General features: G+C 38.5%; 11 protein-coding genes. All 11 read left to right on the top strand.

The features are described from left to right. Nucleotides 1-7 precede the first annotated feature (7 nt). The 11 genes from BLS35_RS24570 (at nucleotide 8) to BLS35_RS24520 (ending at nucleotide 16,039) form a co-directional block, all read left to right on the top strand. Nucleotides 8-1,570 carry a RagB/SusD family nutrient uptake outer membrane protein gene (locus BLS35_RS24570; protein WP_090786373.1) on the top strand — a complete coding sequence of 521 codons (1,563 nt, stop codon included), beginning with the start codon at nucleotides 8-10 and terminating at the stop codon, nucleotides 1,568-1,570. A gap of 25 nt (nucleotides 1,571-1,595) precedes the next feature. After that, nucleotides 1,596-2,534: a hypothetical protein gene (locus tag BLS35_RS24565; protein WP_090786371.1), complete on the top strand. Its 939-nt coding sequence runs from the start codon at nucleotides 1,596-1,598 to the stop codon at nucleotides 2,532-2,534. Between the two features lie 69 nt (nucleotides 2,535-2,603). Beyond that, nucleotides 2,604-3,764 carry a thioredoxin family protein gene (locus tag BLS35_RS24560; protein ID WP_090786369.1) on the top strand — a complete coding sequence of 387 codons (1,161 nt, stop codon included), beginning with the start codon at nucleotides 2,604-2,606 and terminating at the stop codon, nucleotides 3,762-3,764. A gap of 19 nt (nucleotides 3,765-3,783) precedes the next feature. Beyond that, complete coding sequence (locus tag BLS35_RS24555) at nucleotides 3,784-4,926, top strand: thioredoxin family protein (RefSeq protein ID WP_165973407.1); 1,143 nt, start codon at nucleotides 3,784-3,786, stop codon at nucleotides 4,924-4,926. A gap of 16 nt (nucleotides 4,927-4,942) precedes the next feature. Continuing rightward, complete coding sequence (locus tag BLS35_RS24550) at nucleotides 4,943-6,031, top strand: thioredoxin family protein (protein ID WP_165973408.1); 1,089 nt, start codon at nucleotides 4,943-4,945, stop codon at nucleotides 6,029-6,031. A gap of 5 nt (nucleotides 6,032-6,036) precedes the next feature. Further along, nucleotides 6,037-8,166: a S9 family peptidase gene (locus tag BLS35_RS24545; RefSeq protein WP_090786362.1), complete on the top strand. Its 2,130-nt coding sequence runs from the start codon at nucleotides 6,037-6,039 to the stop codon at nucleotides 8,164-8,166. 38 nt (nucleotides 8,167-8,204) lie between these two features. Next, nucleotides 8,205-9,794: a S8 family peptidase gene (locus BLS35_RS24540; protein ID WP_090786360.1), complete on the top strand. Its 1,590-nt coding sequence runs from the start codon at nucleotides 8,205-8,207 to the stop codon at nucleotides 9,792-9,794. 69 nt (nucleotides 9,795-9,863) lie between these two features. Continuing rightward, nucleotides 9,864-10,199: a hypothetical protein gene (locus BLS35_RS24535; protein ID WP_132226065.1), complete on the top strand. Its 336-nt coding sequence runs from the start codon at nucleotides 9,864-9,866 to the stop codon at nucleotides 10,197-10,199. A gap of 183 nt (nucleotides 10,200-10,382) precedes the next feature. Further along, nucleotides 10,383-10,973 carry an RNA polymerase sigma factor gene (locus BLS35_RS24530; RefSeq protein ID WP_175459630.1) on the top strand — a complete coding sequence of 197 codons (591 nt, stop codon included), beginning with the start codon at nucleotides 10,383-10,385 and terminating at the stop codon, nucleotides 10,971-10,973. Between the two features lie 76 nt (nucleotides 10,974-11,049). Beyond that, nucleotides 11,050-12,216, top strand: a complete 1,167-nt coding sequence (locus tag BLS35_RS24525; RefSeq protein WP_090786355.1) for a FecR family protein — start codon at nucleotides 11,050-11,052, stop codon at nucleotides 12,214-12,216. Nucleotides 12,217-12,388: 172 nt separating this feature from the next. Continuing rightward, nucleotides 12,389-16,039: a SusC/RagA family TonB-linked outer membrane protein gene (locus tag BLS35_RS24520; RefSeq protein ID WP_217634951.1), complete on the top strand. Its 3,651-nt coding sequence runs from the start codon at nucleotides 12,389-12,391 to the stop codon at nucleotides 16,037-16,039. Nucleotides 16,040-16,045: the final 6 nt, after the last annotated feature.

Genomic DNA, 16,045 nt, shown 5'->3' with positions numbered 1-16,045 from the left:
ACCGGTTATGAAAAAGATATTAATATTGATGCTGATTGTAGTTACGTTCAGCTCTTGTAAAAAGTTTCTGGAGGAGTATTCGCAGAATCAAGTATATGCCAGTACGGCAAAGGATTTGGATGAGGTGTTGATTGGCGAATGCTATATGTATAATGGCAATCCTACTGATGTAGTTTCGAGTCCGGCAACTTTTCAGTTGGGAAGTGAAACATCTGAGCCTAATTATCCTTTTATCCATGTGATGGACGATGACTCGGAAGAGTTTGTGGGCGGGAATATAGGGCCGGAAAGTAATGCACCTAGAAATACGCTGAGTGGTTTTCATCGCTGGCAGCCCAGACCTTTTATTAATGCACTGAATGTGTCTGTTCAGGATAATAGTTGGAAGAGATTTTACAAAAGCATCTCGCGTATCAATGCTGTTATTGAACTTGCAGATGAATTGAGGGGTAAAGAGGATAATGCCGCACTGGATAAGATTGAAGGGGAAGCTCGATTTCTAAGAGCGGGGTACTATTATTTGCTCGTGAATCTTTATGCTGTACCATTTAATAAAGCGACTGCAGTTTCGGATGAAGGGGTGCCAATGAAATTAAACTCCAAAGTGGAGGATAAATTCTTTACTCGGGAATCTGTACAGGTTATTTACGATCAGATATTTAAAGATCTCCAGAGGGCTAAGGTTTGTCTACAAAATGTCGTTATTCCAAATCCATTACGCCCAAACCTCTCTGCTGTGAATTCATTTCTAAGCAGGCTATATTTGTATACTGAGCAATATGAGTTGTGTATACAGGCAGCAGATGCTGTACTAAACCAGGGAGGGTACAGTTTGTTGAATTTAAATGGATTTACAGGCGCAAGCTTTACTTTCAGAAGTTCTCCTGAAACTATCTTTACGCAAGGTGGCTATAGCATGAATCAAATCTATGTAAGCGATTTTACAGGGCGTTTTTTTCCAGGTTTGGTTTCAGCGTACAAAACTTCTTCTGATCTGATTTCTAAGTATAGTGCCGGTGATTTAAGAAGGACAGTATTCTTTAAAAATTCGCAGATTTACGGTCAGCCATTATGCCAGAAACTAGCCACGCCAGCTAATCAGACCAACTCCGTTTCTGATAATTTCTTGATTCGCTTACCGGAAGTTTATTTAAATAAAGCAGAGGCTCAAGCTGTATTGGGCCGTTCTGGCGAGGCGCAGGCCACTGTACAGGTTTTGAGGACAGCAAGATTTGCTCCTGCTAATTTAACAGCGGTGACCGCTACCGGCGCTGATCTGGTGACCTTCGTTCGGGATGAGCGTAGACGAGAGCTTTGTTATGAAGGACAGCGTTGGTTTGATTTACGCAGATATGCAGTTAATAGTTTATTTCCCTTTAATGTTACCATATTACATAATAAATATACTTACAGTCAAACTACATTTAATACTTATACTGAAGGTTCGTTTGAATTGAAATCTTACGCCGAAGATAAGGCCGCTTATGTGTTGCCTATTCCAGATTATGCAATAGAATTTAATCAGGGTAGCTTGAAGAATTTGACGCGGCCAGTAAGAACTATTAAATAACGTTAAATATTTAAAAAGATTTTTTATGAAACTATATATCATATTATCCTTGGTGCTAGCTGTTTTATTTACTTCCTGTAAGAAAGAGACTACGTTGGAACCTTCCTTGCTCGATAAAAATTTTCTATCCGTTCAGGACAATCCATCTGATCCGGTGGATCATGAAATTTACAATATTTATATAAAATATGGTGTACCAATCTTTTACAACGATACAGTAATCAGAGAGCAACGGTTTGATGCTTCAGGGAAAAGTTTTATGTATTACGAGACGCTGGCTGTAAATTATGCACTTACGGGAACTACTTCGGCAGGAACAGTCGCTCCGCTTCCAGATTATTATAAGATTCCGGCCGCTAAAACCTCATTAATGCCACTCATCTTATTTATACGGGACGAGGTTATCTCGAAATTACCGAAAGGTATTTATGTGCCCAGTATTTTACTACTAGACTCCCTAAATAGCCTGTCTTCCGGCACGTTTGCTGTCAGAGGCTTGAACACTATTGGTATAAGCAAAGGGAACAAATTCAGTACATTGAATGCAACAAGCAAAAATATCTTAAGAGCAGCAGTGCTTCGTTCTATGGTGAGTACCTTTATTAATTCAGATGCTAATGCGACTTGGCTGAGCACTAATTTTTTGAATATCTCCCGAGCTTTTTATACTACTGCGGATGTTTACAGTTCGACAAAGTCGCAATTAGAGTTATCTAAAGTTTACTTTGCTAATAGCGGGTTTAACAAACCGGAACAAATTGGATTTTTGGGTAAGTACTCCGGTGAAGATTACGGTTTTCCCAGAACACCAACTATTGCTCAGGATATTAACATGTATCTTGAAGCAGTTTTTGCCAATACCACGGCACAGTTTACGGCCACTTATGGAAGCTATGTACCAGTTATGCTTAAGTATAACAGGATTAAGACAAAGCTGGTTGAAATGGGTTTTACGTTTAACTAAAATATTCCCCTGGTACAAAACACTTTTGCCAGGGGTAATATATCAATAAAATCACCCTATATATTTCGAATGAAAAAAAACAGATTAATAATTATTTTAGTGTTTTTAACAGCTTTTGGAAGCTCTATACTAAAGGCTCAGAGCAGTCCAGGCATTCAATTTTTTAAAGGAACTTATGAGCAAGCATTGGCCAAAGCGGAAAAGCAAAATAAGCTTATATTTATAGATTGCTATACCAGTTGGTGCGTTCCTTGTAAAAAGCTGGCGGCTGAAGTTTTCCCCCTTAAAAAGATGGGGGATCTTTATAACGAAAACTTTATCAATATCCAGGTGGATATGGAAAAAGGCGTAGGAATTGAGCTGACTAAGAAATTCGGTATAACTGCTTTCCCTACTTTATTGTTGATTAATCCAAAAGGATATAAAATTGATCAGATTGTTGGCTATTGGGAAGCTGACACATTGATCAGTTGGGCTGACCGGGGTCTGACAAAGACGAAGGTGCTTACTCCTGAAATGAAATTTGATAATGGCATTCGCGACACAGAATTTATCACAAGTTATTTCGGAACACTTATTAAAGAGGGACAGATCAACAAGGCGAGAGAAGCTTTTCAAAAAATTTTATCTGCAGAGGGGCTCAAAGCCTTAGCCGAGCCTAAATATTTTCAATTGCTCAATTTACTGGAGTTTGATGACCCTGCTATAAGCTATGTTGTAGATTATCGGGCTAAGTTTGATAAAATGTTTACCAAAGATACTGTTAACCAAAAGCTCAGATCTGCATTTATTTCTGTTCGCCCACTTAGTAGGATTTTTCCTTTTACGATGCCAAGGGGATACAAGGAGCAGGTTCATGAACAATTGCTGAACAAGATCAAACAGCTCAATTTGACAGATAAGGGCTTTATAATTGCGGAACTTGAGGTCTATGTTTTATCTAGAACAGGGAGGCCGCAACAAGCCTTTCAGATTGCTGAGAAGGCTGTGTTGAATACAAAAGACAGTTGGAAGTATTACGAAATGGCTTCTATGGTTAACTGGTGCTTTTCCAATTCTGAATATAAACTTAAAGCTGCAGCATGGCTTGATAAGGCTATCAGTTTAAGTAAGGATAATGCCTTTAAAAGTAAAGCAAAATCGTTCGCGGAACTGCTTCGCAGACCAGTCTCTGACGCTCTCATAATCCCGACGGTAACCGTAATGGGCAGGCGATTATATGGACTTTAAATTGAAAATCTACCGATATATGAAAAAGATATTAAGAAAAACTTTTGCTGCAAGTATCCTATTATTACTCCTTGTACATATAGATTTGAAAGCGCAAGGGATCGAATTCTTCAAGGGTACCTGGGAGCAAGCACTCCAAAAAGCGAAAACCGAGAAGAAATTAATCTTTCTGGATGGTTATACGACTTGGTGCGTACCTTGTGCAGAGCTTTCGAAGACTGTTTTTCCCAGAAAAGATATGGGAGATTTTTTCAATGCGCATTTCATCAGTATACAGATGGATATGGAGAAAGGGATTGGTGTTAACCTGTCAAAAAGTTTTGAAATCTCGGCCTATCCTACACTGGTGATTGCGAATTCCTCTGGTTTCAAGATATCGGATATTGTGGGATTGAGAAACCCGAATGAATACCTGAAATGGGCGGAAGATGCATTAGCTGTTAAACCAACTGTTAGTGATGACGAATTGCTAGCACAAGGTAAAATAGACGAGGTTTTCATCAATCAATACTTTTTGGATTTGGTAAAAGAAGGGAAGACTTTCAAAGCACGATTGAAATTGAATGAACTTTATAATGCTCATGGGGCCGTGTTATTACAGAAAAAGTATTTCTATGAGTTGTTGCCACTTGCAGAAATCGATTCGCCAATGTTGATGTATGTGGTGAAAAATCGTCGTGCATTATATAAATTATATGGCAAAAGCGATGTCGATGCAAAGATTAGGGCTCTTTATGTAAATAGTAAATACCTTACTAACTTTTTACGGATGCCAGCGTCCAAAGGAATTGATGAACAGCCATTTAGGGCCTATATCCAAAAGATGAGAGATCAGCAGCTACCTGATGTTGATTTTCTGGCCGCAGAGGTAGAATTTTTTATGTATTGTAAGCGAAGGGATTATGACCAGGCTGTTGCTATCATGGAGAAAAGTCTCGATCGGGCTCCGGTATGGATGTATTACGACTTCTTAAGGATGGCCAATTGGGAATTTATTCGAAGTGAACCAAGAGCAAAAATACTTCCTTTGGCTAAAGAAGCACTTACGCTTCCAGGAAATGAACCCTATTTGGATGTCCTTAAAAAGGTTTATGACGAATTGCTGAATCGCGGAATGGGTTCTTTTTATCCTTCAACGATATTGATGGGATTTATTATTTGACTGTAAAGGAATGATTATGAAAAGATTTTTGATAGTGATCATATTTTATTTATTTCAATTAGCTGTGGCTGAAGCACAAGGGATAAGGTTCTTTGAAGGCAGTTGGAATCAAGCACTTGCGAAGGCTAAAGCTGAGAAGAAATTAGTCTTTCTGGACTGTTATACTGTTTGGTGCGCGCCATGTCTGGAAATGGCGAAGGAAACTTTCAGCAGGGAAGATGTAGGTGATTTTTTCAACCAGCATTTTGTTGTGGTTAAGATTGACATGCAGAAGGGCGAGGGACCTGCACTTAAGGTGCGTTATGCGGTGAATGGGTATCCGACTCTGATGTTTATTAATGCAGATGGTTATGCGGTATCTAAGAGATTTGGAAAACAGGAAGCAGGGCCTTTGCTGGAGTGGGCAAAAGGGGTACATAGCGGGGAGGTAGAAGTCTCTTTGGAACAGGCGTTTAATTCTGGAGAGCGATCTGTCGACCTGATTGAAAAATACTTTAAAATGATGATTACGGATATGCAATTTGCTAAATTAGATTCTGTTATTAATTTAGTAGTTGGGGAAAAAGGTGATAGCATTTTGTTTCGGAAGCCTTTTTTTGATGTACTTACATTTCTTTCGATTGACAGCAGAGCGGTGCAGTTTTTTACTGCGAATCATAAAAGCTATGCGGATAGGTACGGTGTTGATTTGACCTATAAAAAGATGTCTGATATTTATATTTCTTATAAGCAACTGGCTAAAATGTATGACACTAGGCCGCCAAGGATATTGTTACAAGACCGATATCTGGCATTCATTAAAGATCTTAAGCGCAGAAATATTCCTTTTGTTGACTTTATGGTTGCGGAGGTAGATTTTTATATTGCGATTAGAGATCAGGATGACGCAGGTTTAAAGGCGATTTCCGAATCAGCTTTAAAACATGCCGCCGGGTGGCAGTATCTGTGTCTGGCAGATTTCAATATCAATCAATCTCCAATTAGAAATACAACGCTCGCTAAAAGATGGTTGCTTTTGGCGATGGAGTTGGCCGATAGCGAGGGATTTAGGAATAAAGTTACTGAGCTTAGCCAACGATATGCCGGAAGTAACGCTGAAAAATAAAATTTATGCGTATTAGGTATCATCTTACATTTGGTCTTGCCATGTGTGTGGAAATTGCTATTGCTCAAAAGTCAAACTATATTTCTTTCGAGAAGTTTACGCTTGAAAACTCCAAGGAATTATTGTACAGTACATCAGTCACCCCAAATTTTTTGAATGGTGGAGATAAATTCTGGTATAGTTATACGACAAAAGACGGTGAACGGGATGTATTGGTGGATCCGGAAAAGAAAGAAAGGAAACCTTTATTAGATAAAGCATTGAAGGTCAGCAAGCCGCGGCTGTTTACGAACTTTCGTCCTCCATTAAAGTATTATCCGGCAGCTTTTAGAGTCTCACCTGATCAGAAATACATCTTGTATTCGAAAGGATACAATCTGTTCCTTAAAAAGGAATTACCAGAAGGTTCTGAAACAACGGGAAAACCAGTTGATACTGCAACGATTCAGCTGACAAATGATGGATTCAAAGATTACAGCTATCAGGAACGTGATGGTGATACCTCTTCGGGCTATGTGCTGCCAAAGGCAATCTGGGCTGCTGACGGGCGTCACTTTTACATGCTCAGAAAAGATAGTCGTCGATTAAGCCGGATGACAATTGTGAACGCATTGGCACCGGTACCTTACGGTAAGGATTACGTTTATGAACTTCCTGGAGATAAATATGTGCCTCAATACGAATTTTCAATAGGCGATGTTTCAAGTGCTAAGTTAAAAAAAGTAGATCTGAGCCACTGGAAAGACCAGATGGTGGAGTTGAAAGGGGAAAGTAAAGATGGTAAACAAGTTTACTTTACGCGAAAGAAGCGTACAAATGATGAGATAGAGGTATGCGCAGTTAATCTTGCAGACGGTATCGTAAAAGTCTTAATCCACGAAGTAAGTAAGCCCTATCTCAATGAACAACAGGCTTATTTGTCATTTTTGAACAATGATAAGGAGATACTCTGGTATTCCGAGCGATCGGGTTTTGGACACCTTTATCTATTTGATCATCAGGGTAAACTTAAAAATCAAGTCACTAAAGGAAATTGGGTAGCGGGACGTGTGCTGAAGGTTGATACGGCAAAAAGAGAAATTGTACTCGAAGGTTATGGGCGAGAAAAAGGATGTAACCCCTATTATGCGATGATTTATAAAGTGAATTTTGACGGTTCTGGATTGAAGTTGCTTACGCCGGAGTTCGCCGATCACCAAATCAGATTTTCTCCTTCAGGGAAATATTTTATTGATAATTTTTCACGTGCAGATCTTGGGCCGAATGCTTACTTGAAAAGCATGGATGGAAGGTTGAACATGAAGCTGGAAGAAGCGGATTTGAGTAAACTTTTTGCAACCGGATGGAAAATGCCTGAAACCTTTAGTGTGAAGGCAGCCGACGGTAAAACCGATTTGTACGGCGTTATGTGGAAGCCGGTCAATTTTGATGAAAATAAAAAATATCCGCTCATTTCACATGTTTATCCAGGGCCACAAACTGAAGAATTAAATATACACTTTAGTGTAGATGGTAATTTTAATGCATCGCTTGCACAAATGGGGGCAATAGTTGTTACAATGGGGCATCGCGGAGGAAGTCCGCAGCGTAGCAGGGCATACCATACTTTTGGCTATAATAATCTTAGGGATTTTGCTTTAGCCGATGATTATCATGCTATTCATGATCTTGCCAGAACCTATTCCTTCATAGATACCACTAAAGTTGGAATTTTTGGCCATTCTGCCGGGGGAGCTATGGTGGTTACTGCCATGTGTACGTATCCTGATTTCTATAAAGTCGGAGTGAGTGCCTCAGGAAATCACGATAATACCATTTACAATCGATGGTGGGGAGAATCTCATCAGGGGATTGTAGAGGGAGATAGCACTTTTCTCTTCGATGTAAAAACAAATCTACCTCTTGCCCACCAGCTAAAGGGTAAACTAATGCTGGTGAGTGGTGACGCTGATGATAATGTAAATCCTGTGCAAACCATGAGAATGGTAGATGCTTTAATAAATGCGGATAAAGACTTTGAACTGGTGATGTTGCCGGGACAAGGGCATATTTATTTTGGCAAATCAAAGTCTTTTTTTGAAAGAAAAATGTGGAGTTGGTTTGACAGGTTTTTAATACTTAATGAGACAAAATAATTTCTATTTATCCACTTATATCTTTAGTTATTCCTTTGATGAGAACATTTAATAAAATAATTTTTACACTTTTTTTGCTATTTCCTTTTACACCTGTTCTGGCACAGCAACCTATCAAACTTGCTGCCAACTGGCATTTGCTGGATATTAAACGAGACAGTGTATTTGGGGCAGGAGTGGAAAAGAGTTACAAAGCTTTGCTGAAAGGTAAAAAGGCGAAACCTGTTGTGGTTGCCGTAATTGATGGTGGTGTTGACATTAACCATGAGGATTTGAAGACTGTGATCTGGAACAATCCAAAGGAGATTGCAGGTAATCATAAAGATGATGACCATAATGGTTATGTAGACGATGTGCATGGTTGGAATTTTTTGGGGTCTGCAAAAGGAAACGTGCAATACGATAACCTCGAAATCACCCGACTGACGGTTGCTGGTGATCAACGTTTCAAGGGCTTGGACTCATCCACAGTAAAAAAGGAAGATCTGGCTGATTTTATGCTTTATAAAGCCAGTAAATCTGAAGTGGAAAAGGATTATGCAGAAGCTAAGGGTATGGTTGGTAACCTGGAGCCTTTTAAGAATGTATTGGATACCATTCTTGTGAATTTAAATAACAATCCAAATCCTTCATTAAAGGATTTCGAACTTTATAAGCCTCGTACGGCTAATCAAGCCCAAGTACGCGCAGTAATGATGCAGCATTTGGCTACGGGACAACAATTTAAAGATATCTATGCCCAGCAAATCGCCGGGCTGTTAGCTTTTGTGAAGAAGATAGCGGATTACCATAAGAATAAAGATTATAACGCTAGAGCGATAATAGGTGATAATGCTGAACTAGGTGCTTTTTATGGAAATAATGACGTGACAGGGCCTGAGGCTAGTCATGGTACACATGTGGCGGGGATAATATCGGCGATCCGGGACAATGGACTTGGTATAGATGGGATCACAAATGCTGCAAAAATTATGGTGCTGAGGGTTGTTCCGGACGGTGACGAACGGGATAAGGATGTGGCCAATGCAATTAGATATGCTGTAGATAATGGCGCATGTATAATAAATATGAGTTTCGGCAAATCATTATCACCTGATAAAAAGCTGGTGGATGATGCCGTAAAATATGCGATGTCTAAAGATATACTGATCGTTCATGCTGCAGGTAATGAAGGTAAGAATATTGATGTAGAACCGGTATATCCCAGTCGCAACTATTTGGATGGTGGAAGGGCTTCAAAGTGGATAGAGGTAGGCTCTTCAAATCCAGTAAATGATAGCAACTTAAAATCGTCATTTTCAAATTATGGCAAAAAAAACGTGGATGTTTTTGCTCCTGGGAACCAGATTTACAGTACAATACCCGGTTCTGCTTATGGGTTTAAAAGTGGCTCGAGTATGGCTGCACCGGTAGTAACAGGTATCGCCGCTCTGCTAAAAGCGTATTATCCAAAGCTAAAGGCCGAACAGATTAAGGACATCTTAATCCGGTCTGTTAGCCCAGTTCAACATTTGGTTAACTTGCAAGTAAATAATGCTCCTGCCACTTCGAAATTTTCAGATTTATGCATAAGCGGGGGGATTGTTAATGCCTATCAGGCTTTGGAACTTGCCGCAGCTTATCGCTAAATATTATCGAAGCGTATGTTTTACAAATGATATTAAAAATAAGTTTGTGATAGACCATTAATGCCAGATATGTTAACGCTCGTTGCCAGTTTAACGTTTAGAGATATTGATAGTAAGCAGCCTATTCATTCAGCATCTATGGAGCTTCAACAGAAGTTTGTACTGATGTTGATCAAACTGATTGAACCTATTTCTATTACTGGAGTAAATGGTAAAATTATAGAAATGAAGATGGATGATAAGGTTTCTGATTTTAATCGGCAATCTGTTCTGTTTCTTTATCGGAAAATAAAGGATGCGGTATCATTTTATAGTGGGAAAGAAAGGGTTCATTTAGAAGAATTGTTAAGGTTGCTTAGTACAACTTTATTCTGTGGTAAACAGATTCAAAATGAAATGATTTGATTAGCCCTTTTCTCATTTACTTAGATGTAAACGATTTGTTTTTTTGCGTTGGCGATGAAGCTTAATTATCATATGTTATATTTAATGTTAAATTTGCTTAAACATCTTCCTGTTGCTTGGTGAAAAGCTTATCACTGGAATAGTTCACAAATTAAATATACAGGAAAAAGGTAAATGGCTATTGTGGATTTTGACGATAATGATGACTTGTTAAAAAGACTGAAGTCTGGCGAAGAATCCGCTTTTGAAATACTATATAATCAATATAGTGTAGATATTTATAGGAAGTTATTGAAGATGGTCAAGGATATTTCCCTTGCTGAAGAATTAACCCAGGATATTTTTGTTAAAATATGGGATAAGCGCAATGTTATTAATACTGAACAGCCTTTTCGATATTATATTTTAACCATAGCTAATAATATTGTCAATGATTTTTACAGGAAAGTTTCTCGTGATTCCAGATTGCAGGACGAAATAATTGCTGCGAGTACAGAGTTATATAATCCCACCGAAGAAGATCTATTTTATAAAGAAAGTAAAAATATTTTGGATAAAGCCATTGCAGGATTACCAAAACAGCAGGCTTTGGTTTTTGATTTGTGCAAAATACAAGGAAAAAGCTATGAGGAAGTCGCTAAAATGTTAAATATATCTACCTCTACCATAAGCAATCATATTGTAAAAGCTACAAAGACAATAAAAAAGGAGTTTTTCTCGTCAAAAGAAGGCTTTATACTATTGGTCTCTGCTTTTTTAGCCAGCCGGTACTGAAAATAAATATTTTTTTTGAAACTAAGTAGAGGAAGGTCTTTTTCTAAGCGTATAGTATAAAAAGGGAATACGCATTTTGAAGAATATACAGGAATTACAGCTTCTATATCAGAAGTATTTAAATGATGAATTGGCAGCTATTGAAATTAAGCAGTTATTGCAAGCGCTTGGTGACATTCCGGAAGATAAACTCTGTGCAATTACGGGATCGGGCTTAAGCAATATACATGTCAACGTGGAAAAGGATCAGGAAGAAAGCAAAAGACTTCAACAGGTTTTAAATCGCATTAAGCGTGATCACATCCAAGTGAAAGGTACCCTGTCGTTAAGAGCCAATTGGCTGTTCAGGATCAGTATCGCAGCTTCGATTGCGGTTATTTTATCCGTTGGATTGTACTTGTATCACAAACCAGCTATTCCTGTTACTTTTACTCAAATCAAGCCTGGAGGAAATAAGGCGATACTTACCCTAAGCAATGGAACAATTATCGATTTGACTGATATTCAAAATGGCCAGATTACTAGTGAAAAAGGTCTGACAATTCAAAAAACAAAAAACGGGCAATTACGTTACAACGCTGATGCTTCCACCGATGTTGTGGGCTATCACACCATCGCTACCCCCAAAGGTGGTAAATATCAGGTTATACTTGCTGATCAAACCGTGGTCTGGTTAAATGCAGCATCATCTTTAAAGTTTCCTGCGAGTTTTACCGGGAAAGAAAGAAATGTTGAACTAGTAGGTGAGGCTTATTTCGAGGTTGCTAAGGATAGTCTTCATCCCTTTATTGTAGCTGTTGCGGGACAGCAGGTGAAAGTTTTGGGGACGCATTTTAACATCAATGCTTATACTGATGAGGATGTTGTGAATACCACCCTGCTTGAAGGAAAAGTGCAAATAAGTAAAGGAAATAGTCGTAAAGAACTGTTACCTGGCGATCAAGCGTTAACTAGTTTTGAGTCAAATACCATATCAGTTTCTAAAAGTGATGATACCGAGAGTGCCATTGCATGGAAAAATGATGTTTTTTATTTCGACGAGGCCTCTGTAGCAGTAATCATGAGACAAATATCACGTTGGTATGATGTTGAAGTAATGTATAAGGGAGCTCCACCCGCAGGTGTATTTAGTGGGAAAATATCAAGAAACTCCAGTTTGCCTGAATTGATTAAGAGATTAAGCTATGCCGGGTTGAATTGTAAAGTCAAAAATGGCAGACTTATCGTTGAACCTAATAATTAACCAAAATTTTAACCCTAAAACCGAACAGATGAATAAATAATTACCCTAAAAAGGGTTGAAAAAATAAAACCGCAGAATCCTTCGAACGCTTCTACGGTTTATATTCTGGCTAACCCTATCAGATTTTAAAAACTAGACAACCTAATGTTTTAACCAAAACTCAGTAAAATTAATGAATTTTAATGAAACTATGGCTATGCCAAAGGCATGGCTTTCACCACAAAAGCTTTTAATTATGAAGCTGACAACTATGTTATTGTTTCTTTCTATGATGCAAGTTTACGGCTCTGCTTACAGTCAGAAAATAACCCTAGATAACCGAAATACGAGTATTAAGGTATTACTCAAAAATATTGAAAAGCAAAGTGGCTATTTGATGTTTTATAATGAGAATGAAATTAACATCAATCGTAAAATTGATGTCAGTATCAAGAATGCCACACTTGAAGAGGCTTTGAAAGCTTGCTTTGAAAATGTTGGCGTAGTATATAAAATATTTGGAAAGGATGTTATTATCCGTAATGAACCGAAGACCACAATTTACAAAGAGTCGAGGTTTGATCCATTTTATGTAAAAGGTAAAGTACTCGATGCAAAAGGAAAACCTATTCCGGGCGTAACAGTCAAATTGAAAGGAACAAATCTGGTCACTGCAACTGATAACAATGGAAATTACTCCATGCGTGTTCCTGATGCATACGTAACTACTCTTGTATTTTCATTTTTGAGTATGGAAACATTGGAAGTAGATATTAAAGGTCGGTTAATAATCGATGTGGTATTAAAAGAGAAAAGTTCCGCACTTGATGAAGTTACCATCAACACTGGTTTCCAAAAAATAGATACCAAAGTGCTTACTGGTGCTGTAACTAGTCTAAAAATGGATGATATCAAAGTTCCAGGTATCAATACAATTGGAGGTTTGCTGGAAGGCAGAGTCCCTGGAATGGTATTCATGCAAAATACCGGACAGGTGGGCGTTGCGCCAAGACTTAGGATCAGAGGAACATCTACAATCCTGGGAACGCAGGAACCGCTGTGGGTAATTGATGGAATTGTACAACAGGATCCTGTAAACGTGGATCCAACCAGGATTAATGACCTTGATTTTGTCAATTTGTTAAGTAATGCGGTCTCAGGACTAAACCCTGACGATATTGATCAGATTGATGTACTGAAGGATGCTTCTGCGACTGCCATATATGGTGCTCGTGCGGCAAATGGTGTAATTGTTATTACTACCAAAAAAGGTAAAACGGGGCCTGCTACAATTAATTATTCTGTTTCTACCACCTATTCGCCAAACCCAAGCTATAGTGATAAGAGTGTAAACATGATGAACTCCAAGGATCGCATTGCTTTTTCCCGAGATCTTATTGAAAAAAGGATAGATTATCCGGCTATTAATTCATGGGTTGGATATGAAGGTGCTTTGAAAGACTTTTACAGCGGACAGATTTCCTATGATGAGATGGTGCAAAAGGTTGGCTATTATGAAAGGCTGAATACAGATTGGTTTGATATTCTGACCAGGAATGCCATATCCAACAAACATACGCTTACTGCTAGTGGAGGGTCGAATGGTTTCAACTACTATTCTTCTTTGGGTTTTAATAACGAGACAGGTTCCATTAGAGGCGAAAATAACAGACAGTATACCGCAAATATAAAAGTAAACGGTATTCAAAAGAGGTTAACTTATCAGGTAGGTTTACAAGCCAATAAAATCGACAAAAATTATACGCCTTCGGATATAAATATTATGGGATATGCCTATAATACAAGCCGCGCTGTCCCAGCGTATAATGAAAATGGGAGTTTATGGTACTATGACCGCAAAAGTAATCCAAACAGTCTGGATTATGTGCCATTTAATATCATTTCAGATAGGGACAATTCATATGAGCGCCTAAATTCGAGCGGTATTAACTTAAACACTCAATTAGGATATAGAGTCAGTAATCCTTTAAAGGTTGGGTTGATTTTTGGCTATACTATTGATAATACTGCGCACGATACTTATCATGGCTATAATACTTTTTATGCTGGAAGCCTCAGAAATATAGCCTCTCCTGGATTAAATTATATGCCTGTTGGTGGAGAATTAAAGCAAGATGATAATCGCCATGAAAGCTATGTGCTTAGAGGTCAGTTAGACTATGATAGTTTTCTGGATAGAAATCAGAAGCATAAAATTATTGGGGTAATGGGTGGGGAGATTTCATCTAATAAGTATAGTGGGTTAGCTCAGACGCACCGGGGATTTGATCCTGATCGGGGCTTAGTGACCAATCCAGTTGATCCGGTTTTGTATACAGGTTATGCAAAATGGACACAATCCGAGGAAGCATTGGGTAGGCGGACGGCCCAGTTAACCAATATGGCATCTGCATTTGCTACAGCCACATATATCTATAATAATTTATACATATTTAACGTAAATAGCCGTATCGATGCATCTAACAAGTTTGGTTCCAGAAGTAATGATAAACTTCTGCCTATCTGGTCTGTTTCCGGGCGCTGGAATATCGCGGATGATATCTTGAAAAGTACCAAATGGGTTGATCAATTGTCTCTCCGTGCATCTTATGGGTGGCAAGGTAATATGTTGGATAATGAAAGCACACAGTTGTTGATCAAAAAAGGTGCTATGGATGTTAATTTCGGTGAATATGCGAGCACAATATATAAATATGCTAATCCGAATTTAAATTGGGAGAAGACCTCTTCAACCAATGTGATGTTAGATTTTTCATTGTTTAACCGTAAGATCAATGGCTCTTTTACCTACTTCTATAAAAAAACCAGGGATGCATTCTTATCAAAAACTGTATCTGCCATAAATGGTGTAACGGGGTATGTTGTAAACTCGGGTACGATTGTAAACAAGGGCATTGAAGCCACATTAAATTTTGTGCCTGTTAATAACATCAGTACTTCAAATCCTAATGGTTTCAGGTGGACGTTTGATCCTCAAATTGGTCAGATCATTAATACCCTAGTTAATAATGCGATTTCTAATAAGGAAAATGTGCTTCGTGATGTAACAACCTATAGAGATTACTTGAACGGTAATATCGAAATAGCTGGGCAGCCGTTAAATAGTTTTTATTCCTACAAATATACAGGCCTGAGTGCAGTAGACGGAAGACCTGTATTTTATGGTACTGATCAGGCTGAATTCAGTGCTTTATATAAAACTAAGACCAATGAACAAGTCATGATGTCTGTGATGGAGTATTCAGGTTCTCGCGTTCCGACCATTCAGGGGGGCTTTAGCAATTCATTCTCTTACAAACGACTGAGCCTTGGCTTTAACGCTACTTACAGTTTGGGATCTAAAATCAGGTTACTTCAGTTATATCCGAACTTAAGTTCAGGCACTATTGCGCCGCAACCGACAGAAAATGTAAGAAACGAGATGAGTAGCAGATGGCAAAGACCAGGAGATGAAATTTATACCAATATACCCGGTGTGATCGACAATACTACTTTTAGACAAACACTTAGTCCATGGTGGGGCAGTACAACCTATGCTTTCTCTTCTAATATATGGGAAATGTATAACTACTCAAATATTAGGGTAGTCAGTGGGAATTATCTGAAACTTCAGAGTGTAAATCTTCGTTACAATTTACCCGAAAATTTTTGTAAGAGGTTGTTCGTAAGATCCATTTATGCTGGCCTTTCTGGTACTAATTTGTTTACGCTGGCTAGTAAAGATTTGAATGGACAAGATCCTACCACACAGGCAGGCAGCTCGTCTACTATCAACATGTCGCTCAGACCAACTTACTCTTTTAATCTGAATATCTCTTTATAAACCTAA

The sequence above is a fragment of the Pedobacter sp. ok626 genome (genome assembly GCF_900100435.1).
Classification (GTDB): domain Bacteria; phylum Bacteroidota; class Bacteroidia; order Sphingobacteriales; family Sphingobacteriaceae; genus Pedobacter.
The sequence above is the reverse complement of the archived record's forward strand: the minus strand, read 5'-3'. Positions and strand labels throughout refer to the sequence as shown.

Bases quoted from the DNA above. Each gene is read 5' to 3' on its own strand.
- BLS35_RS24540 (WP_090786360.1), top strand. From the start codon at position 8,205: ATGAGAACATTTAATAAAATAATTTTTACACTTTTTTTGCTATTTCCT.
- BLS35_RS24535 (WP_132226065.1), top strand. From the start codon at position 9,864: ATGTTAACGCTCGTTGCCAGTTTAACGTTTAGAGATATTGATAGTAAG.
- BLS35_RS24565 (WP_090786371.1), top strand. From the start codon at position 1,596: ATGAAACTATATATCATATTATCCTTGGTGCTAGCTGTTTTATTTACT.
- BLS35_RS24550 (WP_165973408.1), top strand. From the start codon at position 4,943: ATGAAAAGATTTTTGATAGTGATCATATTTTATTTATTTCAATTAGCT.
- BLS35_RS24545 (WP_090786362.1), top strand. From the start codon at position 6,037: ATGCGTATTAGGTATCATCTTACATTTGGTCTTGCCATGTGTGTGGAA.
- BLS35_RS24520 (WP_217634951.1), top strand. From the start codon at position 12,389: ATGAATTTTAATGAAACTATGGCTATGCCAAAGGCATGGCTTTCACCA.
- BLS35_RS24560 (WP_090786369.1), top strand. From the start codon at position 2,604: ATGAAAAAAAACAGATTAATAATTATTTTAGTGTTTTTAACAGCTTTT.
- BLS35_RS24570 (WP_090786373.1), top strand. From the start codon at position 8: ATGAAAAAGATATTAATATTGATGCTGATTGTAGTTACGTTCAGCTCT.
- BLS35_RS24555 (WP_165973407.1), top strand. From the start codon at position 3,784: ATGAAAAAGATATTAAGAAAAACTTTTGCTGCAAGTATCCTATTATTA.